This window comes from Ferrovibrio sp., from assembly GCF_002796975.1.
Classification (GTDB): Bacteria; Pseudomonadota; Alphaproteobacteria; order Ferrovibrionales; family Ferrovibrionaceae; genus Ferrovibrio.
Genome location: NZ_PEKV01000012.1, coordinates 1 through 23,586 on the forward strand (window position 1 = coordinate 1; position 23,586 = coordinate 23,586).

Sequence of the window (23,586 nt, forward strand, 5' to 3'; positions counted from 1 at the left end):
GGTGCCGCCCGGCACCTATCGCGTGACCCGTACGCTGCGCATTTCGCCGAAGCAGAATATCGTACATCAGTCCGGTATCTTCGGCATGGGCGCGCGCATCGTTTCGGACATTCGGGATGGCAGCAACGTCATCGATGTCGACAGCCGTTCCACCTTCCGCTACCTGCTGATCCAGGGGCTCGACATCTTTGGCAGCGGCGAGGACGGTCATGGCATCCGGCTCGCCTGCGCAGGCAACAAGAACTATCTCTACAATTTCTGTCTGCGCGACCTAGTGGTGCATCGCTGCGGCAAGAACGGTGCGCAGCTGATCGGCAATGTCTTCGAGGGCCAGATCGCCAATTGCTATTTCCGCAACAACCGCGGCCATGGCGCCAGCTTCCATCACGAGGTCGGCGGCAAGGGGATTCTTTCTGCCGTCCGGGTGATCGGCGGCGTATTCGGTGAAAACGGCATCCACGGCGCCGCCATGCTGGACGGTTGCTACGATGTCAGCTTCCATGGCGCATATTTCCTGCTCAACAAGCGCTATGGTCTAGTGGCAGAAAACGGCTGCACCCTGCTGTCGAGCTGCGGCTTCGAGAATAATCATGAAGGTGCCGATGGTTTTCCCCGCGGCGATGCCGGCATCTGGCTGCAGGGTTTCGGCACACTGGTCGGCTGCACGGCCTATTCGATGTTCAAGCAGCGCAATCTGATCCGCGCCGTACTTGCCGGCCGTCTCGTGCTGGTCGGCTGTTCGGGCAGCGGCGATGCCAAGGCGGCCGAAGCCGGCCTGGCCCAGTTGCGCGGCGATCCGCGCAGCAGTGCCACGGCGATCGGCTGCAGTGGGGCAGTACGCGGCGAGGGCGGTTTCGAGGTTCTCGAGATCGGCAATGCCACGGATGGCATTGGCCTGCGCGCCGGCGGTGACTGGCAGAGCCGCAACCTGATGCAGCTCGGCGATCATCGCCTTTGGGTCGACCGCCAGGGTCGCCTGCGCATCAAGCGCGGCAAGCCGGAGAGCGACACCGACGGCAATCCGGTCGGCCTGACGTAATAATCCTGCTCTCTTCCGAGATTTTTTTATTCTCCGGCGGTGCCGAGCGACGACGGCGCTGGGCCATGGCGCAGCATCTGCGGCAGGCGGCGCAGGATGCCGAGAATGCGCCGACTGCGCGGGATCGCCAGGAAGATGGCGAAGGCTAGGGGAGCTGCGGCGGCGAAGCTGAGCGCCAGACCGGTCAGTGGTCCGCTGGCGACGAGCCAACCGGCATGGCGCAGGGCGGCGACACTGCCGGCAACCGCGCCGGCCGTGGCCAGCGAGGGCAGCAGGGCTGCTGCGAGATCGCGACGGTTGACCGGGCCCTGGCTGCCGCCGATCCAGATCGCCAGCGGCAGCCGCAGCGTCAGGCCGGCAATGGCATAGGCGATTGCAATGCCCACAGCGCCGAACGACAGACCGGCGAGGATCGCGGCGACGACCGCAGCGGTATCGACAAGTCCGGCGCGCAGCAGGTCGCCGGAGCGGTTCTGGCTCAGATAGAGCAGCGCGACGGCCAGCATGGCGGGCAGGGTGATCGCCGCAGTCGAGAAGCTGGCCACGAAAGGCGCCGCCGCCTGCCATTGCGGACCGAACAGCAGTCCGACCACCCAGTCCGAGGTGACAGCGGCCAGCGCGGCAGGCGGCATCGTCACCATGGCGAATTTCTCGAAGACCAGCAGGAAGGCGTGGCGGTAACGCTCGGGCTGCCGTTCGAGGCGGCTGAGCGCCGGCATCGCCACTGCATAGAGCGGCGCATTCAGGTTGTTCAGCGGCACCAGCACCAGCTTGGCGGCGCGTTCGTAGAAACCCAGTACGATGGGCCCCCAAAGCCAGCCGATCAGCACCTGATCCAGACTGCGTGTAGCCACGGCCAGCAGGTTGTAGCCGGTGAAGGAGCCACCGAAGCGCAGCATGGCGGCGATCTCGGCATCGCGTGCCGGCAGGCCGGGGCGCCAGGGGCACAACAGCCAGGTCGCGACCAGGGTCAGTGTCGGTCCGGCCACGCGCTGTGCCACCAGCGCCCAGTAGCCGGCACCTTGCGTGGCGCAGGCCACGGCAATCGCCAATGCGATCAGTTCGGCACCGGTCTCGATGACAGCGATGGCGGTGAAGCGCATCTGGCGGCGCAGCAGCGCCCAGTGCTGAATGGTAAGCCCGCTGACGACAAAGCCGAGCGCCAGCCAACGCGTAATCGACGTCAGTTCGGGTTCGCCGTAGAATCCGGCAATGGCGGGTGCTGCCAGCAGCAGGCCGAGTGCCAACAGACAGCCGAAGCAGGCATTGATCCAGAACAGCGTGGAGACCTGCTGCTGCGTGATCTCCTGCCGCTGGATGGTGGCTGCCGAGAGGCCGAGTTCCTTGAGCAGATCGAGCAGCACCGACAGGGCGGCGATCATGGCCACCAGGCCAAAGGCATGCGGTGTGAGCAGCCGGGCCAGCAGGATGGTGCCGCCGAACTGGGCGGTAAAGCGGACGGCCTGACTGCCGAAGGCAATCAGGCCGCCACGCAGGCTGCGCCGGGTCAGATCCTGCTGCAGATGCTCGGTCGACAGCGGATCGTAAGCTTTGCTCAAGCGATCGCCCGCTGCTCGGCGAGATGACGGTTCACATACCAGCGATAGGTCTGCGCCATGCCGGTCTCAAGCGACGTGCCGGCCTGCCAGCCCATCGCGCGCAGGCGTTCGATATCCATCACCTTGCGCGGCGTGCCGTCCGGCTTGCTGGTATCGAAAGCCAGCTCGCCGCGGAAGCCGATCACCCGGGCCATCAGTTCGGCAAGCTCGCGGATCGTGATCTCGTCGCCGGTGCCGAGATTGACATGCTCGGTGCCGGAGTAGTGTTTCAGAATATGCACGATGCCGTCGGCGGCGTCGTCGACATAGAGGAATTCACGCAGCGCGCGGCCGCTGCCCCAGACCTCGACGGTCTCGGCACCAGTCTCTTTCGCGCGATGGATTTTCGACATCAGCGCCGGGATCACGTGTCCCTGCATCACGTCGAAATTGTCGCCCGGGCCATAGAGGTTGGTCGGCATCGCCGAGATGTAGTCGCAGTCATACTGGCGGCGATACGCCTGGCAGAGCTTGATGCCGGCGATCTTGGCGATGGCATACCATTCGTTGGTCGGCTCCAGCGGCCCGGTCAGCAGAGCGGATTCCGGGATCGGCTGCGGCGCCATGCGCGGATAGATGCAGGACGACCCGAGGAAGATCAGCTTCTCGACGCGGCTTTGTCGTGCTGCCTCGATGATATTCGCCTCGATCATCAGGTTGTCGTAAAGAAACTCGGCCGGCCGGCTGTCATTGGCATGGATGCCGCCCACCCGTGCGGCCGCCACGACGACGGCCCGCGGGCGGGCATCGCGCATCCATTGATTCACCTGCTCGGGATTGCGCAGATCAACCTGCTGGCGCGGTGCCGTGAGGATCTCGCAATCCTCATACTGCAGTCGCCGTACCACGGCCGAGCCGACCAGGCCGCGGTGACCCGCGACCCAGATGCGCTTGCCGACGAGCGGATAGAGCGGTTTCGTCTCAGGCATAGGCCATCGCTCCGGTTTCGGCATGGTGGTTGTGCTTCAGGGCGACCAGGTCGGCATCGACCATTTCGGTCACCAGCTGTTCGAAACTGGTCTTGTGCTGCCAGCCCATCTGGCGCCAGGCTTTTTCCGGGCTGCCATGCAGATAGTCGACTTCGGTCGGGCGGTAGTATTCCGGATCGACCGCAACCAGGATGTCGCCGGTCTTGTCGCAGTAGCCCTTTTCGTCGACACCCTTGCCGTCCCACTGGATCTGGCGGCCGATGCGCTTGAAGGCCAGTTCGGTGAATTCGCGCACGCTGTGCACTTCGCCGGTGGCCAGCACGTAATCGTCCGGCGTGTCCTGCTGCAGGATCATCCACATGCCTTCGACATAGTCGCGGGCATGNNCGCGCGATCTTGCGGGTCACGAAAGTCTCGCCGCGGATCGGGCTCTCATGGTTGAACAGGATGCCGTTCGAGGCATGCATCCTGTAGGCCTCACGGTAATTTACCGTGATCCAGTAGGCATAGAGCTTGGCGACCGCGTAAGGGCTGCGCGGATAGAAGGGCGTGGTTTCGCGCTGCGGGATTTCCTGCACCTTGCCATAAAGCTCCGAGGTCGAGGCCTGATAGAAGCGCACCTTCTCCTCCAGCTTCAGGATGCGGATGGCCTCCAGCAGGCGCAGGGTGCCCATGGCGTCGGTGTTGGCCGTGTATTCCGGCGTCTCGAAGCTGACCTGTACATGGCTCTGCGCGGCGAGATTGTAGATTTCGTCGGGCTGCGTCTCCTGGATCAGGCGGATCAGGTTCGACGAATCGGTCATGTCGCCGTAATGCAGGAAGAAGCGCACATCTTCCTCGTGGCGGTCCTTATAGAGATGGTCGACGCGGCGCGTGTTGATCGACGACGAACGGCGCTTGATGCCATGCACCGTGTAGCCTTTGGAAAGCAGCAGCTCGGAAAGATAAGCGCCGTCCTGGCCAGTCGCGCCGGTGATCAGGGCTGTCTTGTTCGACATTGTCGGTTCCTTTTTGCTTAGTCGGGGAGGTTGGGGAATCAGCCGAAGGCGATGCGGTTTGCCACCGCATCCCAGGAATAGGTCTGCAGCACATGCTGCTGTCCGCTCCAGCCCATCTCGGTCAGACGCTGCGGATCGGACAGGGCATCGAGGATGGTCGAGGCCAGCGCCTGCGGATCGGCATCTTCGACCAGGAAACCATGCTGGCCGTTCTCGACGATCTCCGGCAGGCCGTTGCGACGCAGGCCGATCACCGGCGTGCGCGACAACAGGGCTTCGAGATAAACCTGGCCCCAGGGATCGTTCAGCATCGGCTGCGCCAGCAGGCTCGACACGCGATAGAGCCGCTGCAGTTCGCGCCATGGCAGATGCGGATGGAAATGAATACCGGGATGCGTCGCCACATGGCCGGCGCTGGCCGGATCGCCGACGATGTTGAGCAGCAGATCGGGGCGCTCGGCCTGCGCGATGCGGAAGGCCTCGACCAGCAGGTTGCCGCCCTTGGCCACGAAAAGATGCTTGGCGACGAACAGCAGATGCGGCCGGCTGTAATCCTTGGGCTGGTCGTAGGGCTCGATCTGCCCCATGCCGGAACCGACCGCCGTCACCTTCTCCGGCGGCAGGCCGTAATGCGCGATCATGTGGTCGCGCACGTAATGGCCGAAGGTGAAGATATGCTCCACGCTGTCGAGCGCGGCACGCTCGCTTTCCTCGAAGCTGTCGACGGCGCGCTGGCTGTAATCGGAAAGATCGGTCCGGTGTGCCAGCGACAGCGCCCAGGTCTGATCGCAATAGAGATAGTGTTTTACACCGTCTTCACGGTCGACCGGCGGCAGATCCAGCGTACCGGTATGCAGGATATGACGGATGCGACGACGGCGGGCTGTTTCGGCCAGACGTTCGGCGGCCTTGCGGCGCGCTGAATCCAGCCGCAGGACGGCCTCGCTGCTATGCGGCCGACCGTAGCCGGTCATCATGTAATGCAGGGCGAGCAGGCCGCGCTCGCCGCGGGTGCCGCCGGAATGAATGCCTTCGACGGCAATGCCGAGCTTCTGCAGGCAGGAGGCGACATTGTAGGGCGCCGCCGACCAGGTCCGGCGATCCATCGGGTCGCCGAAAATGCTGCTGACCGCCACGCGTTCGAAACGGCGCGACGGCGCCGCCGCATAGGCATGCGCGGGAGAATAGGGCTGGGCGGAATGGCGCGGCGCCTGTGGCGCGGCCTGGGCGGCAATCGCTGTCACGGTGAATCCTGAGTCGCAAATGGGATCGAACAGCTGCATCGAAGCGGACGGAGCAGCCAATCTCCAGTGATCAACCTGTGACCCGCCCGCTGCGGCGCAAAAGGCGCAAAAACCCGCATTCCACAAGCAGTTGCGGGTTGTGGTGCGAGGTCGCGCCGGCACAGATTGATCACACCCCACCGCGCGCGCCGGACCCTAGCATCGCCCAGATTCACCAAAGTCTGAGTCACCCAGCCTGAGGCGATCACGATTTCGCCACGTATATCGCGCGGACCCGTATGCACAACCTGGTTAAACAGAAACGAATGGCGGTTTTCTTCGCCCCGGATATCAGCGACGTCAGTACGGTGAAGCGCGCCGAGGCCTTTATCGCACATGGCTATCAGCTGCTCGTCTTCGGCTTCCGGCGCAACAACTACAACCGCGACTTCGAGCCGTCCTGGCCCTATACGCCGCTCGGCCGCACGCAGGACCGCCAGTACGGCCGTCGCATCGCCGCCCTGCTGGGCGCCGTTCCGCGCGTGGTCGCCAAACACCGGGCCCTGCGCAAGGCTGCGTTCTTTTACGCCCGCAATATCGACCAGCTGCTGCTGGCACTGCTGGCCCGCCGGATCGGGCGCCGGCCGGCGCGGGTGATCTACGAGGTGCTGGATGTGCAGCCGGCCTTCGTCGGTGCGGGCTGGCGTTCGCGGTTATTGCGCCACATCGAACGACTGGCGTTGCGGCATGTCGATCTGCTGGTGGTCTCCTCACCCGGTTTTCTGCGGAATTATTTCCAGCCGCTGCAGAATTATCGCAAGCCGTGGTTCCTGCTGGAAAACAAGCTGCCGGCCAACTTCCCGGCGATCACCGGGGCTGCACGGGACAGCGGCGGCCGGCGGGCCAGGGACCATGGCTATCGCTGGGTGATCGGCTATTGCGGCCTGATCCGCGGCCAGGACACCCTCGATCTGATTCTCCGCCTGGCCGAACGCCTGCAGGGACTGGTGCTGTTCAAATTCTACGGCGTGTTCACCACCGTTGACCGCCAGGCCTTCGTCGATGCCACAACGCGCCTCAGCAATGTGGTTTACGAGGGCGACTATGTGAACCCGCGCGACCTGGAATGCATCTACAGCGATCTTGATTTCGCCTGGGCGATCGATCTCGAGAACCGCGCCCATAACTCGCGCTGGCTGCTGCCCTGCCGCTTCTATGAAGCCGGCTTTTTCGGCATCCCCTGCCTGACGGCCGGCGGTTTTGAAGTAGGCCGCATGGTGAGCGAGCGGCGGATCGGCTGGAATTTCAGCGAGCCTTATGAAGAAGACCTGGTCCGGTTCTTCCTCACCCTGACCGACACCGAATATGACGAGACACGCCATCGCCTGCTGGCGCTGCCGGAAAGCGATTTCGTCGCCGGTGCGGATACCAGCGAACTGATCGATCTGATCGACCGGTCCGGCGCCCCGCAGAGCGCCTGACCGGTCAGGCAACTAGTGCCGCGGCGCCGCGGTCGCCTCGGCGATCGCGCGGTTGACCATCACGCAATCGAATTCGATCAGGCGCATGCCGGGATCGCGGCTGATCGGATACAGGCCGGAGATATCGAAGCCCCGCTCGTTCAGGAAGCGGATCGTATCCATATAGCCCGGCATGCCTTCGTAGATATTGATGATCGACGCTTCGGTCTGCATCGCCACGACATTCCGCAGCGTGGCCGGGGCGCCCTGCACGACCTCCAGATCGAAACCCTGGGTATCGAGTTTCAGATAAGGGCGACGGAAACCCAGCCGCTGCTGCAGAACGGGAAATACCTCGTCGAGCGGATAGACCGCCACGGTCTCGACATGCTCGGGCTCATTCAACCCGTCGAAATCCGGCACGCCGGAATTGTCGGGGGTCAGGAATGAACTGAACTGGTCGGACTTCATCACATGGATGGGCAGGCTGCTGCGGCTGCTGCCCAGGGCATGGCCGACGATTTCCCAGCGCGGATCGTCGGCGCTGCGCTGCTGCAGGATCGCCACATTCCGGCTGACCGGCTCGAACGACACGATGGTGCCGGTGAAGCCGACCTTGTCGCGCAGGAAGTCGCGATACTGGCCGACATTGGCGCCGACATCGAAGACGCAGTCGATTTGCAGGAAGCGGAACAACTGACCCAGGTGGATGGCGAAGTCGCGATCCTTCATGTCGCGCAACGGCACGATATCGTAGCCAAGGGCGCGGGAGGTGTTGCGGATCCAGGTTTTCAGGGGGCGAAGCATCATTGGCAAAACTGCTCGGTTGAATGGAAATGGCAGTCTGGCCTGCCGCGATCTGCATCAGAAGTGACCATTGGGTGGCCGGCCGGGCTTGGTTGGCAGGGGGATTGGCGGTATACGGAGCAGCCCTCAGCCCGAGCATCTCCCGCAATGTCAAATCCGCCGGTCCGTACCCAGCCGTCCGTTTTCATCCTGGTCGCGATGTCGGCGCTCGGGCCGATCGCGCTCAATATCTTCCTGCCGTCGATGCCGGGTCTGGCAAGGGAACTCGCGGTCGACTACGGCACCGTGCAGCTTACGCTCACTTTCTTCCTGGTCGGCCTCGGCGTGGCGCAGCTCGTTTACGGTCCGATCAGCGACCGCTGGGGCCGCCGCCCGGTGCTGCTCTGGGGGCTGGGAATTTACTGTATCGGCAGCATTGCCTGCGTGCTGGCCCCGTCGATCTCCTGGCTGATGCTGGGGCGCATCCTGCAGGCCCTTGGCGGCTGTGCCGGTCTCGTGCTCGGCCGGGCGATCATCCGCGACCTGTACGAACGCGACCGCGCTGCCGGCATGATCGGCTATGTCACCATGGCGATGTCGCTGGCGCCGATGCTGGCCCCGGCGATCGGCGGCTATCTCGATGGCCTGTATGGCTGGCGCACCAGTTTCGCCTTCTGCAGCCTGGCAGGCGTGGCGGTCTTTGCCTGGGTGGTGCTGACACTGCCGGAAACCCTTACCGAACGCGGACTTGGCGAAGGTGCGGCGGCGCTGCTGCGCGGCTATGCCGAGCTGCTGCGCTCGCCGGTTTTCTGCGGTTATGTGCTGCAGACGGCGTTCACATCGGGCGTGTTCTTCGCCTTCATCGCCGGCGCGCCTTTCGTGGTCGTCACGGTGATGGGCGAGCCGGCCTCGTCTTACGGCCTGTGGTTCATCGTGGTGTCGCTGGGCTACCTGACCGGCAATTTCTTCACTGGGCGCTTCGCCGTGCGACTGGGGGTGGATCGCATGCTGGTCTGCGGTGCCATCGTCCAGCTGTTTGGTACCGGTGCGCTGGCGCTGGCGAGCTGGCTCGGTCCGCTCAGCCTGCCGGGGATTTTCCTGCCGATGGCAGTGGTGGCACTGTCGAACGGTCTGGTCCTGCCCAACGGAATCGCCGGCGCCATTTCGGTCAATCCGCGCGCGGCCGGTGCTGCCGCTGGTTTGTCCGGTGCGCTGCAGATGGCCACCGGTGCTGCTGCGGCGGCACTGGTCGGCAATGGCCAGGATCGCGATCCGAGCCAGTATCCGATGATCTGGACCATGCTGGGCTGTGGCATTCTCTCGCTGCTGGTCTTTGTGGTGGCCGCAAAATTTCGCACCAGCCGCTCCTGAATCGACACTGCACCCGGCGACAGGTGCGATAAACCCGCATGGTTTGCGGCTCCGAATCGCTCGGGAGGCCAAAAATCCGCATGCCTAGCGGTTTTTTTCACATTCATAGATGGGCAAAACCCAGAGGCGGTGCTATGGAGGATTCGGGAACAAGCTCCCGATTCGTTCAAAAACCAACATCCGATGCACTCTGAGGAGAGAGACCATGGCTAAAGCAGCCGCCGCCGCTAAGACGGTTACCGTGACAGCGAAGCAGATCGCCCAGGCGCTGGCCGAGAAGCACGAGCTGCAGAAGAAGGCCACCATCGCCCTGTTCGACGATTTCTTCGCTGCTATCACCAAGTCCCTGAAGAAGGGCGAGCGCGTCCGTATGGGCGATATCGGCATCCTGCAGGTCCGCAAGCGCGCCGCCCGCATGGGCCGCAATCCGCAGACCGGCGAGCCGATCAAGATCAAGGCCTCGAAGAAGGTTGCCTTCCGCGCCTCCAAGGTGCTGAAGGAAGCGATCTGATCTCTCCCGCAAGGGTGAAAAGATCGAAGGGCCTGCCTCGCGGCAGGCCCTTTTTCTTTGCCTGAAGGGATCTGCCGGCGGCCGTAACCGAACCGTCATGCGGGACATGGAAAATTCACGGGACACTGTCACGCGGGCGATTCATCTTCCCGGCCAACGATTTGCCGCTTCCCGCGATTCGTCGAGTAGGTGACCGGTGAACATGGCCCTGATGCCCGCGCGCTACCGCACCATCTGGATTTCCGACATCCACCTCGGAACCCGTGGCTGCAAGGCCGATCTGCTGCTCGAATTCCTCAGATACACCGAGTCCGACAAACTCTATCTGGTTGGCGACATCGTCGACGGCTGGCGGCTGAAGCGGTCGTGGTACTGGAACCAGAGTCACAACGACGTGGTGCAGAAGCTGCTGCGCAAGGCGCGCAAGGGCACCGACGTGATCTACGTGCCGGGCAACCATGACGAGGCGCTGCGCGACTTCATCGAAGCCGCCGGGATGCAGTTCGGCGGCATCACCGTGCAGATGGAGGCGATCCATGAAACGTCGGACGGCCGGCGCTTCCTCGTCACCCATGGCGATCACTTCGACGGCATTGTCAGCTGCGCCAAATGGCTCGCGCTGCTGGGTGACGCCGCCTATGGCTTCGCGCTCGGCCTGAATACCTGGTTCAACCACCTGCGTCGCCGCATGGGGCTGCCCTACTGGTCGCTCTCGGCCTATCTGAAGCACAAGGTCAAGAACGCCGTCGCCTTCATCTCGGAATACGAGCAGGCGATTGCCGAGGAGGCGCGTCGCCGGCATGTCGACGGCGTGGTCTGCGGCCATATCCATCATGCCGAAATCCGCGACATCGACGGCATCCTCTACTGCAACGATGGCGACTGGGTGGAAAGCTGCACCGCCCTGGTCGAACATTTCGACGGCCGGCTGGAAATTCTCCACTGGGCCGCGCTGCGGGAGGATCCCGGCCGCTTCCTGCCGGCCGGCGACATGGCCGGTGACATGCCCGGGGTGAATAATTCCGGTGCCGCCGACTTTTTGCCCGTCGCACAGCCGACGCCACTTTCCGCTGACTAGGGTCTGTCCCGGTCCGGGCGGTTGTCTTGCGACCGGGCGGTTTATGTGCTATAATTCCTATTTTATAGAACATATGTTCTTTAATCTGAGTCTCCGCGTCGCGTCGTTCGATCCCTTGAAGCCGTTCTTGGACATCGTGGATAAAAGAAATCAATGTCTTGGCACGAAGTGTCAAAGGCTTAAGCGGGATATCCTGGGACAGAATGGGCCGTAACTGGCCCAAACTGTCCGTAACTGGCTCAAACGGGACGGAACAGGCCTCGAACAGGACGAAACTGGCCTCGACATAGGACGAAACAGGCTGCCTCGGCCTGGCCGGTGCGACCGCTAGCCTGCCCCGCGGGCGAAGCGGCGACAAATTCCGCGGAATTCGCCCTTCCATAATCCCTTAACAAAGCTGGGCAGGGACGAATTTGCTTGTTATTCTCAGGGCATGGGAGTGCTTGATTCTCTACTGGGGGCGATCGGCCTCGGCGGTAAACAGGAAGCCGTCAATATGCGCCAGACCGCATCGGGGATGCGTGTCGGGGATATTGTCGTGGGCTCGGGCGCCAAGGCCGAGAACGGGAAGATGGTTTCCGTGCATTACGCCGGGTGGATCTGGGAAAACAACAAGCCCGGCCGCATGTTCGACAGTTCCTACAAACGCGGACAGCCCTTTGAATTCGCCCTGGGCCAGGGCAAGGTCATCAAGGGCTGGGACGAGGGCGTCCTTTACATGAAGGTCGGCGGCAAGCGCGCCTTGCTGATCCCGTCCTATCTCGGCTACGGCGCACGCGGTAACGGCCGCATCATTCCGCCCAGCGCCACACTGTTTTTCGAGATCGAACTGGTCAACGTCCGCTGATCGACCGTTTGCGGATGGTCGAATGGTGCAGCGCCACGCTGCTGCCTTAATGCGACGGCAGGTTGTCGCCGCTGTCATTCACTGATCGTGTCCGTCACAGGGAGCTGTTTTCGATGCCGTTGTCTCGCCGTGCTTTCGCCAGCCTTGCCGCTGCCGCCGCCCTTTTTGTCGCCCTGCCTGTCGCGGCCCAGGAAAAGACCACGGCCTCCGGCCTGCGTTACACAGACACCAAACTCGGCAACGGCGCCACCGCGCAGCCGGGCCAGACCGCCATCGTGCATTACACCGGCTGGCTCTCGGTTGCCGGCGAGAAGGGCCGCCAGTTCGACTCATCGCGCACGCGCGGCCAGCCGTTTTCCTTCCCGCTGGGCGGCGGTCGCGTGATCAAGGGCTGGGACGAGGGCGTGGTCGGCATGAAGGTCGGCGGCCAGCGCAGCCTGATCATCCCGCCGCAGCTCGGCTATGGCGCGCAGGGTGCCGGCGGCGGCGTGATCCCGCCGAATGCCACGCTGATCTTCGATGTCGAACTGATCGACGTTAAGTAAGGCCTTCGACAATCACCCGGGTCCAGCGGGCCGGCCAGTCTTTGGCCGTGACCCGTGCCCGGTACTCCCTGATCTTGCGCTGGCCGTTCGGCGTCGGCCTGACCCGACCGGCCAGCAGATCCCCTGCGCCATGCGGCGCAAGCAGCCGCAGACTGTCGTCTGCATTCAGGCCGACGCCGACTGCGGTCGGGGTTTCCAGCCAGTGGCTGATGGCATGTTCGGTGCTGCTGTAAGGCGTTTCACGATTCTTGATATGCATGCGCGCCATGTTGCGCACCGACCAGATCTGGTCCGGGCACCACGCCGCCAACTGGGCTTCCGCTGCATTCTCGCGCTCGCGGCCGGTATCGGACGGATCGAAATAGACAATGTCGATATCGTTGAGCGGTGTGCGGGCTGCGAAACCGCAGAGCCGGTCCCAGACCAGGCTGCGCAGGAAGCCGGCGCCGATAACCCAGTCCGGCAGGTTCAATCCGCGCGCCAGCCGCAGCATCTCCATCGCCCAGGGATCGGCGGCGACGATGGCGAGAACCTGTTCGCGGTCTGAAAGCATGGCAGCCTTATAAAGCAAAAACGGCCGGGTTGCCCCGGCCGTTTTCGTGTCTGCGATCTGCAGTCTTGCTTACGCGGCCTTGGCCAGGTTGCGCAGCACGTAATGCAGGATGCCGCCGTTCTTGTAGTAGTCGATCTCGTCCAGCGTATCGATGCGGCACAGCACTTCGATGGTCTGGGTCGAGCCGTCGGCGCGGGTGATGGTCACCGGCGTCTTCATGCGCGGCTTCAGGCCCACGGCAATGCCGGAGATGTCGAACTTCTCCGAGCCGTCGAGCTTGAGGTCGAAGCGGGTCATGCCGTTGAGGAACTGCAGCGGCAGCACGCCCATGCCGACCAGGTTCGAGCGATGGATGCGCTCGTAGCTTTCGGCGATCACAGCCTTCACACCCAGCAGGATGGTTCCCTTGGCCGCCCAGTCGCGCGAGGAACCGTTGCCGTATTCCTTGCCGGCCACGATCACCAGCGGGGTGCTGGCCGCCTTGTACTTCATGGCGGCGTCATAGATCGACATGACCTCGCCATGCGGCATGTGCTTGGTGATGCCGCCTTCGGTGCCCGGCACCATCTCGTTCTTGATGCGGATGTTGGCGAAGGTGCCGCGCATCATGATCTCGTGGTTGCCGCGACGGGCGCCATAGGAGTTGAAGTCGGCGTAGCTCACCTTGTGATCCATCAGGTACTGGCCGGCCGGGCCGTCCTTCTTGATCGAGCCGGCGGGCGAGATGTGATCGGTGGTGATCTTGTCGCCCAGGATCGCCAGCAGGCGGGCGCCCTTGACGTCGGTGATCGGCGCCGGCGTCGTGCTCATGCCCTCGAAATACGGGGGATGCTGCACGTAGGTCGAGGCCGTGTCCCAGCCATAGGTCTGGCCGCCATCGACTTCGATCTTGCGCCAGTTCGGATCGCCCTTGAACACGTCGGCATAGCGCTTCTTGAACATCGCGGGCGTCACGTACTTGCGCACGGTGGCGGCGATTTCCTTGTTCGAGGGCCAGATGTCCTTCAGGTAGACCGGCTTGCCCTTCCTGTCATGGCCGAGCGGCTCGTTGGCCACGTCCACGTTCAGGTTGCCGGCCAGCGCATAGGCCACCACCAGCATCGGCGAGGCGAGGTAGTTCGCCTTGGTCAGCGGATGGACGCGGCCTTCGAAGTTGCGGTTGCCCGACAGCACGGCGCCGACGACGAAGTCGTTGTCGGTCACGGCTTTCGAGATGTTATCCGGCAGCGGACCGGAGTTGCCGATGCAGGTGGTGCAGCCGTAACCGACGATCTGGAAGCCGAGGCCATCCAGCTCCTTCTGCAGGCCCGACTGCGCCAGATAGTCGGTGACCACCTGGCTGCCCGGTGCGAGCGAGGTCTTCACCCACGGCTTGGTGGTCAGGCCCTTTTTAAGCGCATTGCGCGCCAGCAGGCCGGCACCCAGCAGCACGCTCGGGTTCGAGGTGTTGGTGCAGGACGTAATGGCGGCGATCACCACGTCGCCATGGCCGAGGTCGAAATTGGCACCCTCGACCTTGGCGCGGAAGTCCACGGCGGTCTTCTTGCCGTAGAAGTTGCTCATCGCGTCCTTGAACTCGACCGAAGCGCGGCTGAGCGGCACGCGGCCTTCCGGACGGGTCGGNNGGATCTACGGCCTTCGGGCCGCGCCAGAAGCCCTGTGCCTTGGCATAGGCTTCCACCAGCTTGACGCGGTCCGGATCGCGGCCCGAGGCCTTCAGATAGGCGATGGTCTCGCCGTCGACCGGGAAGAAGCCGCAGGTGGCGCCGTATTCCGGCGCCATGTTGGCGACCGTGCAGCGGTCGGCAATCGACAGCTCGTCCAGGCCGGGGCCGTAGAATTCGACGAACTTGTTGACCACGCCCTTCTTGCGCAGCATCTGCGTCACGGTCAGCACCAGGTCGGTGGCCGTGGTGCCTTCCTTCGGCTTGCCCGAGAGGCGGAAACCGACGACTTCCGGCAGCAGCATGGAGATCGGCTGGCCCAGCATCGCGGCCTCGGCCTCGATGCCACCCACGCCCCAGCCCAGCACGGCCAGGCCGTTGACCATGGTGGTGTGGCTGTCGGTGCCCACAAGGGTATCCGGGTAAGCAACCTCGGTCTTGCCGTCGATGCCGGTCCACACGGTCTGCGCCAGATATTCGACATTCACCTGGTGGCAGATGCCGGTGCCCGGCGGCACGACGCGGAAGTTGTCGAAGGCGGTCTGGCCCCAGCGCAGGAAGGCGTAGCGTTCGCCGTTGCGCTCATATTCCAGGTCGACGTTCTTCTGGAAGGCATTCTTGGCGGCCGAATAGTCCACCATCACCGAATGGTCGATCACGAGGTCGACCGGCGACAGCGGATTGATCTTCTTGGTGTCGCCGCCCAGGCGGGTCATGGCGTCGCGCATGGCGGCGAGGTCGACCACGGCGGGAACGCCGGTGAAGTCCTGCATCAGCACGCGAGCCGGACGATAGGCGATCTCGCGGTCCGAACGCTTGTCCTTCAGCCACTGGGCAACGGCCTTGAGGTCGTCGACCGTCACGCTGCGGCCGTCTTCGTAGCGCAGCAGGTTTTCCAGCAGCACCTTCATCGAATAGGGCAGGCGGCTGAGATCGCCCAGGCCGGCCTTCTCGGCGGCCTTGATGCTGTAATAGGCGTAGCTCTTGTTGCCGACCTTCAGGGTGCGGCGCGTCTTCAGGGTGTCGTGACCGACCACGATCGGAACCGCACGGGCGGCACCGGTGCTCTTGCCGGCGGCCTTGGCCGGGGCCTTCCTGACGGCTGCCTTCTTCTTGATGGCGCCCTTCTTGACGGCGCCCTTCTTGACGGCGGCGGTCTTCCTGCGGGCGACGGCAACCTTCCTGGCCGCCTTCTTCACAGCCTTGCGGGCCACGGCCTTCCGGGCGGCCTTGACCGCTTTCCGGGCCTTCACGACCTTCTTTGCGGCCTTCTTCACAGCCCTCTTGGTCTTGACCGCCTTTTTGGCTTTCACGGCCTTCTTGGTGCCCTTGGCTTTCGTGGCCGGGCTTTTCGCCTTCGCGGCCTTGCGCTTGGTCTTCTTCGCGGCTTTCACGGGGCAATCCTTTCGTAGCGGAAACAAAATTGTAAGGCTGGTCGAGCGGGCGAGGATGGCCCGTGGCTGATGCCGCAAATAGGTGACGCAAAACCGGCCATTTGCCAAGCAGTTTCGGCTGGAGGAAAGTTCAATGGGGGTCGAAATTTAGGCAAGATCAGGGGGCTGCCAGGGGGTGAAATTGACCACCCCTTGACGGGGATCGGGCCGGACCTTTATCAACGAGCAATAACGACGGCGTGGCTACGGTTGCGTCGCGGAGCAGGAGGCGAAACAAATGTCCGAGACATCGGGTCAACCCGATGGGCGTGACCCATTGGGCCGCGACACCATCCCGAAATTCTTCGCCTACAACGCCCAGCACCGCCGCGACCGTCCCGCAATGCGGGAAAAGGATCTCGGCATCTGGCAGACCTGGACCTGGGGCGAGGTTGATGGCCGGGTGCGTGATCTGGCCGGCGGCCTGGCTGCGCTGGGATTGCGGCGCGGCGACAAGGTCGCCATCATCGGCGACAACCGGCCTGAGCTGTACTGGACGATGGCAGCCGCGCAGGCGCTCGGCGGTATTCCGGTGCCGGTCTACCAGGATAGCGTGGCCGAGGAAATTCAGTATGTGATCGAGCATGCCGAGGCGCGCTTCGCCGTGGTCGAGAACCAGGAGCAGGTCGACAAGCTGCTGTCGATCCGCGACCGCCTGCCGATGCTGGAAACCATCGCCTATGGCGACCCGCGCGGTCTGCGCCATTACGACCAGCCTTTCCTGCGCAATCTGGCGGATGTCTTCAAGGCCGGCACCGCACACAACCAGGCCAATCCCGGCTTCGTCGATGCCGAGATCGCCAAGGGCAACGGCAGCGACCTCGCGATCATCTGCTATACCTCCGGCACCACCGGGCGGCCGAAGGGCGTGATGCTCAGCCATGACAACGTGGTGCGCTCCGCCAATCTGGCAGTCTCCTTCGACAAGCTGAACGAAACCGATCAGGTACTGGCCTATCTGCCGATGGCCTGGGTTGGCGACAACTTCCTGTCCTATGTTGAAGGCGCGGTGACGGGCTTCTGCATGAACTGTCCTGAATCGGCCGATACGGTGCTGACAGACCTGCGCGAAGTCGGGCCGACCTATTTCTTCGCGCCGCCGCGTATCTGGGAAAACCTGCTGACCACGGTGATGATCCGCATGGAGGATGCCAGCGGGATCAAGCGCCGCATGTTCCATTACTTCATCGCGCTGGCGCGTCGCGCCGGACGCAACATCCTGGAGGGCAAACCGGTCGCCTTCACCGACCGCATGCTCTACGCCTTGGGTGAAATCCTGGTCTATGGTCCGCTCAAGAACGTGCTGGGGCTGAGCCGTCTGCGGCTGGCCTATACGGCGGGCGAGGCCATCGGCCCGGATATTTTCGATTTCTTCCGTGCGCTGGGCATCAATCTCAAGCAGCTTTACGGCCAGACCGAATGCACGGTGTATCTGTGCATGCACACCGATACCGACGTGATCCCCGATACCGTCGGTCCGCCGGCACCGGGCGTGGAACTGAAGATCGACGAGAAGACCGGCGAGGTGCTGTTCCGCAGTCCCGGCGTTTTCGTCGGCTATTACAAGAACGACACGGCGACGGCCGAAACCAAGACACCGGACGGCTGGGTGCATACTGGCGATGCTGGCGTGTTCACCGACAACGGCCACCTGCGCATCATCGACCGCGCCAAGGATGTCGGCCGGCTGACCGACGGTGCCCTGTTCGCGCCGAAATATGTCGAGAACAAGCTGAAATTCTTCCCGCATATCAAGGAGGCGGTGGCCTTCGGCGATGGCCGGGATCATGTCGCGGCCTTCATCAATATCGACCTTGCCGCGGTCGGCTCCTGGGCCGAGCGCAACGGTATCGCCTATACTTCCTATGCTGACCTCGCCGGCCGGCCGGAGGTGTATGCGCTGTTGCGCGGCTGCATCGAACAGGTCAACCGCGACCTGTCGTCAGACAGCAGCATGACGGCGAGCCAGATCAAGCGCTTCCTGGTCCTGCACAAGGAGCTGGATGCCGATGATGGCGAGCTGACGCGTACCCGCAAGGTTCGCCGCAGCACCATCGCCGAGCGCTACGGCACGCTGATTGAGGCGCTGTATTCAGGCCAGCCTTCGATTGCGGTGGAAGCCAAGATCACCTTCGAGGACGGCCGTACCGGCACTTTCAAGGCCAATCTGAAGATCGACGAAGCCACCACTTATTCGACGATGCGCAAGGCAGGTTGACCGGAATGAGCAGCGTAACAGAGAAGAAGATCGGCGACGTCCTGCTCAAGGTCGAGAATATCAGCCTGTCATTCGGCGGGGTGAAAGCCCTGACCGATATCAGCTTCGAGATTCGCGAACACGAAGTGCTGGCGATCATCGGGCCGAACGGCGCCGGCAAGTCGTCGATGCTGAACTGCATCAACGGCTTCTATCACCCGCAGCAGGGCACGATCACCTATCGCGGCGAGAAGCGCAAACAGATGCGTCCGCATCAGGCCGCCAAGCAGGGTATCGCGCGCACCTTCCAGAACATCGCCTTGTTCAAGGGCATGTCGACGCTCGACAACATCATGACCGGCCGGCTGCTGAAGATGAAGGCGGGGCTGTTCAGTTCGGCTTTCTATAAAGGTCCGGCCGAGCGCGAGCAGATCGAGCATCGCGAATTCTGCGAACGCATTATCGACTTCCTGGAAATCCAGGCGATCCGCAAGGTGCCGGTCGGCCGGCTGCCCTATGGTCTCCAGAAGCGCGTCGAACTGGCGCGCGCGCTGGCGGCCGAGCCGACGCTGCTGTTGCTGGATGAGCCGATGGCGGGCATGAACCTGGAAGAGAAGCAGGATATGTGCCGCTTCATCCTCGATGTGAATGACGAATTCGGCACCACGATATGCCTGATCGAGCATGACATGGGCGTGGTGATGGATATTTCCGACCGCGTCGTGGTGCTCGATTACGGCCGCAAGATCGGCGACGGCGTGCCGGCCGAGGTAAAGAACAATCAGGCCGTCATCGACGCCTATCTCGGCGTGCAGCATTAAGGGGACTCGGGATGGCATTCTTCTTCGAAGTCCTGATCGGCGGCCTGATGGCCGGCGTGATGTATTCGCTGGTGGCGCTCGGCTTCGTGCTGATCTTCAAGGCCTCCGGTGTGTTCAATTTCGCGCAGGGCGCAATGGTGTTGTTTGCCGGGCTGTTCTTTGTCGGCTTCAGCGAGATGGGCGTTCCGACCTGGCTGTCGCTGTTGCTGACGGTTGCTGTCATGGTAGTGCTGGCTGGTGCGATCGAACGGCTAGTGCTGCGCCATCTGGTCAATCAGGAAGGCATCATCCTGTTCATGGCCACCATCGGTGTGTCGTTCTTCCTCGACGGTTTCGGTCAGACCATCTGGGGCAGCAACGTGAAGCAGCTCGACGTCGGCATCCCGACCGATCCGATCTTCCTGATGGACGGCGATATCCTGATCCAGTCCTTCGACCTCTGGGCCGCCCTTGTGGCCGGCACGTTGCTGGCATCGCTTGTGGTGTTCCAGAAGACCCGGACCGGCCGCGCGCTGCGTGCGGTGGCCGATGACCATCAAGCGGCGCAATCGGTCGGTATTCCGCTCAACGTGATCTGGATCATCGTCTGGGCAATTGCCGGTCTGGTCGCGCTGGTCGCCGGCGTGATGTGGGGCTCCAAACTCGGCGTGCAGCCTGCCATCGTCGGCCTCGCGCTCAAGGCCCTGCCTGTGCTGATCCTTGGCGGCTTCACCTCGATCCCGGGCGCCATCATCGGCGGGTTGATCATCGGCGCAGGTGAAAAGCTGGCCGAGGTCTATATCGGGCCTTTTGTCGGCGGCGGTATCGAGAACTGGTTTGCCTATGTGCTGGCGCTTGGCTTCCTGCTGATCCGGCCGCAGGGCCTGTTCGGCGAAAAACTGATCGAACGCGTGTAGTGAAGGATACCTGACCCATGCTCTACCGCGAATCCGGCCAATACAAGACCACCTACAGCGCCGACCAGGCGATCTTCACCATTCCGCAGGACCGCGTTTTTTTCGCGCTGATGCTGCTGGTGGCTTTCGTCGGCATTCCGCTGGTGGCGACCGATTATGTCTACACTGCGCTGTTGATTCCCTTCCTCTGCCTGTCGCTGGCGGCACTCGGGCTCAACATCCTCACCGGCTATTGCGGCCAGCTTTCGCTCGGCACCGGTGCCTTCATGGGCGTGGGCGCGGTTGCGGCCTGGAATATCGCCACCCGCATCCCGGATCTCAACCTGCTGGTCGTCTTCGCGCTGGCCGGTATGATCACCGCGGCCGTGGGCATGTTCTTCGGCCTGCCGTCCCTGCGCATCAAGGGCTTCTATCTCGCCGTGGCCACGCTGGCGGCGCAGTTCTTCCTGCCCTGGTTGTTCGTCAAATGGGGCTGGCTGACCAATCACGCAACCTCGGGCGTCATCACCGCGCCGCATCTGAACATCTTCGGCTGGGAGGCCGATACGCCGCTGGAGAAATATCTGTTCGCCCTCGGTGTCGTTGCCCTGCTGGCGTTGGCGGCCAAGAATCTCGTGCGCAGCAATCCGGGCCGGCAATGGATGGCGATCCGCGATATGGACATCGCGGCCGAGATCATCGGCATCCGGCCGGTGGTGGCGAAGCTGACCGCCTTTGCCGTGTCGTCCTTCTACATCGGCGTTGCCGGCGCCCTGTATCTGTTCGTGTATCTCGGGTCCACCGAGCCGGACGGCTTCGGCATCAGCCTGTCGTTCCAGGCGCTGTTCATGATCATTATCGGCGGTCTGGGCTCGATCCTGGGCAGCTTCCTCGGCGCCTTCTTCATCCTGTTGCTGCCGATCTTCCTCACCCGGGTCCCGCCGATGCTGGGCTTCGACCTGTCGACCGCGATTGTGGCGCATCTGGAATTCATGGTCTTCGGCGCCCTGATCGTGCTTTTCCTGATCGTCGAGCCGCATGGCCTTGCCCGGCTCTGGCAGATCGCCAAGGAGAAGCTGCGCATCTGGCCGTTCCCCTACTGATCTACCTTTTCCGACAGCCGTCATATCTGCGCGGGCATCGGGAAAACCGGGTTTGTACTGTGTTTTTGGCATGCTAGGCTAACTGCAATTCCTGCCAGACAAGGCAGGTATAACCGGGAGGATAAAATGAAAGCATCCAAATGGATCGCGTCCCTTGTCGCGGGCGCAGCTCTGGCTGGCAGTGCCTTTGCGGCGCTGGCGCAGGAGCAGGTAATCCCGTCGATGGTCTACCGCACCGGGCCTTACGCGCCGAGCGGTATTCCGGTCGCCGACGGCTTTGCCGATTACGTCAATCTGGTGAACGAGCGCGATGGTGGCATCAACGGCGTCAAGCTGCGCGTCGAGGAATGCGAAACGCAGTACAACACCGAGCGTGGCGTGGAATGCTATGAACGCCTGAAGGCGCAGGGCGGCACCATCTACAGCCCGTATTCCACCGGCATCACCTACGCCCTGATCGATCGCGCGGCGACCGACAAGTCGGTGATCTTCTCGATGGGCTACGGCCGCGCGTCGGCCACCGTCGGCAACATCTTCCCCTGGGTCTTCACGGCTCCTGCCACCTACTGGGGCGGCGCCAGCGCCGGCATCCAGTACATCACCAAGGAACTGGGCGGCAAGGACAAGATGAAGGGCAAGAAGGTTGCCTACGTCTATATCGATATTGCCTACGGCAAGGAACCGATCCCGGTCTTCCAGAACTACGCCGAGGAACTCGGCTTCAAGCTGGAACTGGTGCCGGTGCCGGCACCGGGCCTTGAGCAGAAGTCGATCTGGCTGCAGATCCGCCAGATGCGTCCGGACTATGTCTANNACCTTCCACGGCGCTTCCAAGGATCTTCAGCTGCTGAAGGATCTGAAGAAGTTCCTGGTCGACAAGGGCAAGGCGTCGCAGGGCGGCAAGCATTTCGGCGAGATCGGCTATCTGCGCGGCGCGATGAACGCCATGCTGACGGTCGAAGCGCTGCGTGCCGCGCAGGAAAAGCATGGCAAGGGCAAGGTGATGAACGGCGAGCAGTCGCGTGACGGCTTCGAGGCGATCAACCTGACCGATTCCAGCATCGACAAGCTCGGCCTGAAAGGCTTCCTGCAGCCGCTGAAGCTCGCCTGCGACAACCATCTGGGCGACGGCAAGATCCAGGTGGTGCAGTGGCAGGGCGACCAGTGGAAGCCGGTCAGCGACTGGATCCTTCCGGAAAACCAGAAGCTCTGGCCGCTGTATCTGAAGGACGCCGACACCTACGCACGTGAAAAGAATGTTGCATCGCGCAGCTGCGCGCGGTCGTAACGCCTGAACGAATCCCCGCCGCGTCAAACCGGCGGGGGTTCCGCTTTTCTCAGTCCCGGATATCTGTATGACCGCCACTGCCGCCCAGACCGACGTGACCCCCGCGCCGCTGCTCACCGTCAATAACATCGAGGTGATCTACAATCACGTCATCCTCGTGTTGAAGGGCGTGTCTCTGCAGTTGCCCAAGGGCGGTATCGTGGCGCTGCTGGGCGCGAACGGCGCCGGCAAGACCACCACGCTGAAAGCGATTTCCAATCTGCTGCGCGCCGAGCGCGGCGATATCACCAAGGGCCATATCGACTATCACGGCGAGCGTGTCGACCAGCTCAGCCCGTCGATCCTGGTCAAGAAGGGCCTGATCCAGGTGATGGAGGGCCGCCATTGCTTCGGCCATCTCACCATCGAGGAAAATTTGCTGACCGGCGCCTATACCCGCGGCGACGGCAACAAGGCGATCGAACGCGACCTCGAGATGGTCTATTCGTATTTTCCGCGCCTGAAGGTGCGGCGCAAATCCCAGGCCGGCTATACTTCGGGCGGCGAGCAGCAAATGACTGCCATCGGCCGCGCCCTGATGAGCAGGCCCGACACCATCCTGCTGGACGAACCTTCGATGGGCTTGGCGCCGCAGCTGGTGGAAGAGATTTTCGAGATCGTCCACAAGCTCAACAAGGAAACCGGCGTCAGCTTCCTGATCGCCGAGCAGAATACCAACATGGCGCTGCGCTATGCCGATTACGGCTACATCCTCGAAAACGGGCGCATCGTGATGGACGGCCCGGCCGAAAAGCTGCGCGAGAATTCCGATGTGAAGGAGTTCTACCTCGGCCTCGGCGCCGGTGGCCGCATGAGCTTCCGCGACACCAAGCATTATCGCCGGCGTAAGCGCTGGCTCGCCTGATCCGTTTTCAAGGAGACGACCTGTGGCACGTGCAGCGAAGAAGGCCGTGAAGAAGAAGGCTGTCAAAAAGGCGGCCAGGCCGCGCGCCAAGGCAAAGGCCCGGGTGGATGAATATCTCGACAAGCGCGAGACACGCAGCCCGGCCGCGCGCCTGAAGGCGCAGCTGGCCGCGTTACGCGCGCTGGTCACGCATGCCCGGAAGACCAGTCCGTATTACCGCGACCTGCTCAAGGACGTGAAGCCGGCCAAGCTCACGTCGCTGGCCGCACTGGCGAAACTACCCATCACGCGCAAATCCGATCTGGCGCCGCGACAGAAAGCCAAGCCGCCGCTGGGCGGCCTGCAGGCCGGCAAGCCATCGGA

19 protein-coding genes and 3 pseudogenes are annotated in these 23,586 nt (G+C 63.0%); 15 read left to right on the top strand and 7 right to left on the bottom strand.

Going from position 1 to position 23,586, the window contains the following annotated elements; genetic code table 11:
* A partial coding sequence (locus CTR53_RS13315) for a right-handed parallel beta-helix repeat-containing protein (RefSeq protein ID WP_290814160.1) occupies positions 1 to 1,039 on the top strand: 1,039 nt, incomplete at its 5' end.
* Positions 1,040 to 1,065: 26 nt separating this feature from the next.
* On the opposite strand, the gene CTR53_RS13320 is transcribed toward CTR53_RS13315, so the two are convergent.
* The 4 genes and pseudogenes from CTR53_RS13320 to CTR53_RS13335 all read right to left on the bottom strand — a co-directional run bounded on the left by CTR53_RS13320 (position 1,066) and on the right by CTR53_RS13335 (position 5,808).
* The gene (locus CTR53_RS13320; protein ID WP_290814162.1) at positions 1,066 to 2,598 is read right to left on the bottom strand and encodes a lipopolysaccharide biosynthesis protein; all 1,533 of its coding nucleotides are present in this window, start codon (positions 2,596 to 2,598) and stop codon (positions 1,066 to 1,068) included.
* Complete coding sequence (locus tag CTR53_RS13325) at positions 2,595 to 3,566, bottom strand: GDP-L-fucose synthase (protein ID WP_290814164.1); 972 nt, start codon at positions 3,564 to 3,566, stop codon at positions 2,595 to 2,597. The genes CTR53_RS13320 and CTR53_RS13325 overlap by 4 nt, the downstream gene beginning before the upstream one ends.
* Positions 3,559 to 4,675: pseudogene (locus CTR53_RS13330) on the bottom strand (GDP-mannose 4,6-dehydratase). Before CTR53_RS13330 ends, CTR53_RS13325 begins: the two are co-directional and overlap by 8 nt.
* Complete coding sequence (locus CTR53_RS13335; RefSeq protein WP_290814167.1) at positions 4,603 to 5,808, bottom strand: glycosyltransferase family 4 protein; 1,206 nt, start codon at positions 5,806 to 5,808, stop codon at positions 4,603 to 4,605. The pseudogene CTR53_RS13330 and the gene CTR53_RS13335 overlap by 73 nt, the downstream one beginning before the upstream one ends.
* Before the next feature lie 305 nt (positions 5,809 to 6,113).
* Here CTR53_RS13335 and CTR53_RS13340 point away from each other — a divergent pair, with 305 nt between their 5' ends.
* Positions 6,114 to 7,268: a hypothetical protein gene (locus tag CTR53_RS13340; RefSeq protein ID WP_290814169.1), complete on the top strand. Its 1,155-nt coding sequence runs from the start codon at positions 6,114 to 6,116 to the stop codon at positions 7,266 to 7,268.
* A gap of 12 nt (positions 7,269 to 7,280) precedes the next feature.
* On the opposite strand, the gene CTR53_RS13345 is transcribed toward CTR53_RS13340, so the two are convergent.
* Positions 7,281 to 8,057 carry an FkbM family methyltransferase gene (locus CTR53_RS13345; protein ID WP_290814171.1) on the bottom strand — a complete coding sequence of 259 codons (777 nt, stop codon included), beginning with the start codon at positions 8,055 to 8,057 and terminating at the stop codon, positions 7,281 to 7,283.
* Between the two features lie 144 nt (positions 8,058 to 8,201).
* Here CTR53_RS13345 and CTR53_RS13350 point away from each other — a divergent pair, with 144 nt between their 5' ends.
* The 5 genes from CTR53_RS13350 (at position 8,202) to CTR53_RS13370 (ending at position 12,385) form a co-directional block, all read left to right on the top strand.
* The gene (locus CTR53_RS13350; RefSeq protein ID WP_290814173.1) at positions 8,202 to 9,404 is read left to right on the top strand and encodes a multidrug effflux MFS transporter; all 1,203 of its coding nucleotides are present in this window, start codon (positions 8,202 to 8,204) and stop codon (positions 9,402 to 9,404) included.
* 205 nt (positions 9,405 to 9,609) lie between these two features.
* Positions 9,610 to 9,915, top strand: a complete 306-nt coding sequence (locus CTR53_RS13355; protein WP_290814175.1) for an HU family DNA-binding protein — start codon at positions 9,610 to 9,612, stop codon at positions 9,913 to 9,915.
* A 202-nt stretch (positions 9,916 to 10,117) separates the two neighbouring features.
* On the top strand, positions 10,118 to 10,993 hold the full coding sequence (locus CTR53_RS13360; protein ID WP_290814177.1) for a UDP-2,3-diacylglucosamine diphosphatase: 876 nt from the start codon (positions 10,118 to 10,120) through the stop codon (positions 10,991 to 10,993).
* Positions 10,994 to 11,489: 496 nt separating this feature from the next.
* Positions 11,490 to 11,840 (top strand): FKBP-type peptidyl-prolyl cis-trans isomerase, encoded by a 351-nt coding sequence (locus CTR53_RS13365; protein ID WP_290814179.1) that lies wholly within the window; start codon positions 11,490 to 11,492, stop codon positions 11,838 to 11,840.
* Positions 11,841 to 11,953: 113 nt separating this feature from the next.
* The gene (locus tag CTR53_RS13370; RefSeq protein WP_290814182.1) at positions 11,954 to 12,385 is read left to right on the top strand and encodes an FKBP-type peptidyl-prolyl cis-trans isomerase; all 432 of its coding nucleotides are present in this window, start codon (positions 11,954 to 11,956) and stop codon (positions 12,383 to 12,385) included.
* Here the strand turns inward: CTR53_RS13370 and CTR53_RS13375 are convergent.
* Positions 12,378 to 12,938, bottom strand: coding sequence for a nucleotidyltransferase family protein (locus CTR53_RS13375; protein ID WP_290814184.1), 561 nt, complete (start codon positions 12,936 to 12,938; stop codon positions 12,378 to 12,380). The genes CTR53_RS13370 and CTR53_RS13375 overlap by 8 nt on opposite strands.
* A 69-nt stretch (positions 12,939 to 13,007) precedes the next feature.
* Positions 13,008 to 15,642 (bottom strand): annotated as a pseudogene (gene acnA, locus CTR53_RS13380) (aconitate hydratase AcnA).
* Positions 15,643 to 16,273: 631 nt separating this feature from the next.
* On the opposite strand from acnA, the gene CTR53_RS13385 reads away from it, so the two are divergent.
* From CTR53_RS13385 to CTR53_RS13420, 8 genes and pseudogenes are all read left to right on the top strand, one after another.
* Positions 16,274 to 18,253, top strand: coding sequence for an AMP-binding protein (locus CTR53_RS13385; protein ID WP_290814186.1), 1,980 nt, complete (start codon positions 16,274 to 16,276; stop codon positions 18,251 to 18,253).
* Positions 18,254 to 18,258: 5 nt separating this feature from the next.
* Positions 18,259 to 19,053 (top strand): ABC transporter ATP-binding protein, encoded by a 795-nt coding sequence (locus CTR53_RS13390; protein ID WP_290814188.1) that lies wholly within the window; start codon positions 18,259 to 18,261, stop codon positions 19,051 to 19,053.
* A gap of 11 nt (positions 19,054 to 19,064) precedes the next feature.
* The gene (locus CTR53_RS13395) at positions 19,065 to 19,949 is read left to right on the top strand and encodes a branched-chain amino acid ABC transporter permease (RefSeq protein WP_290814189.1); all 885 of its coding nucleotides are present in this window, start codon (positions 19,065 to 19,067) and stop codon (positions 19,947 to 19,949) included.
* Between the two features lie 17 nt (positions 19,950 to 19,966).
* Complete coding sequence (locus CTR53_RS13400; protein WP_290814191.1) at positions 19,967 to 21,031, top strand: branched-chain amino acid ABC transporter permease; 1,065 nt, start codon at positions 19,967 to 19,969, stop codon at positions 21,029 to 21,031.
* Between the two features lie 126 nt (positions 21,032 to 21,157).
* Positions 21,158 to 22,057: an ABC transporter substrate-binding protein gene (locus tag CTR53_RS13405; protein WP_290814194.1), complete on the top strand. Its 900-nt coding sequence runs from the start codon at positions 21,158 to 21,160 to the stop codon at positions 22,055 to 22,057.
* On the top strand, positions 21,978 to 22,319 hold the full coding sequence (locus tag CTR53_RS13410) for a hypothetical protein (protein WP_290814198.1): 342 nt from the start codon (positions 21,978 to 21,980) through the stop codon (positions 22,317 to 22,319). The genes CTR53_RS13405 and CTR53_RS13410 overlap by 80 nt, the downstream gene beginning before the upstream one ends.
* Before the next feature lie 67 nt (positions 22,320 to 22,386).
* Positions 22,387 to 23,223, top strand: a complete 837-nt coding sequence (locus tag CTR53_RS13415) for an ABC transporter ATP-binding protein (RefSeq protein ID WP_290814201.1) — start codon at positions 22,387 to 22,389, stop codon at positions 23,221 to 23,223.
* Between the two features lie 22 nt (positions 23,224 to 23,245).
* A pseudogene (locus tag CTR53_RS13420) lies at positions 23,246 to 23,586 on the top strand (hypothetical protein); the annotation flags it as partial.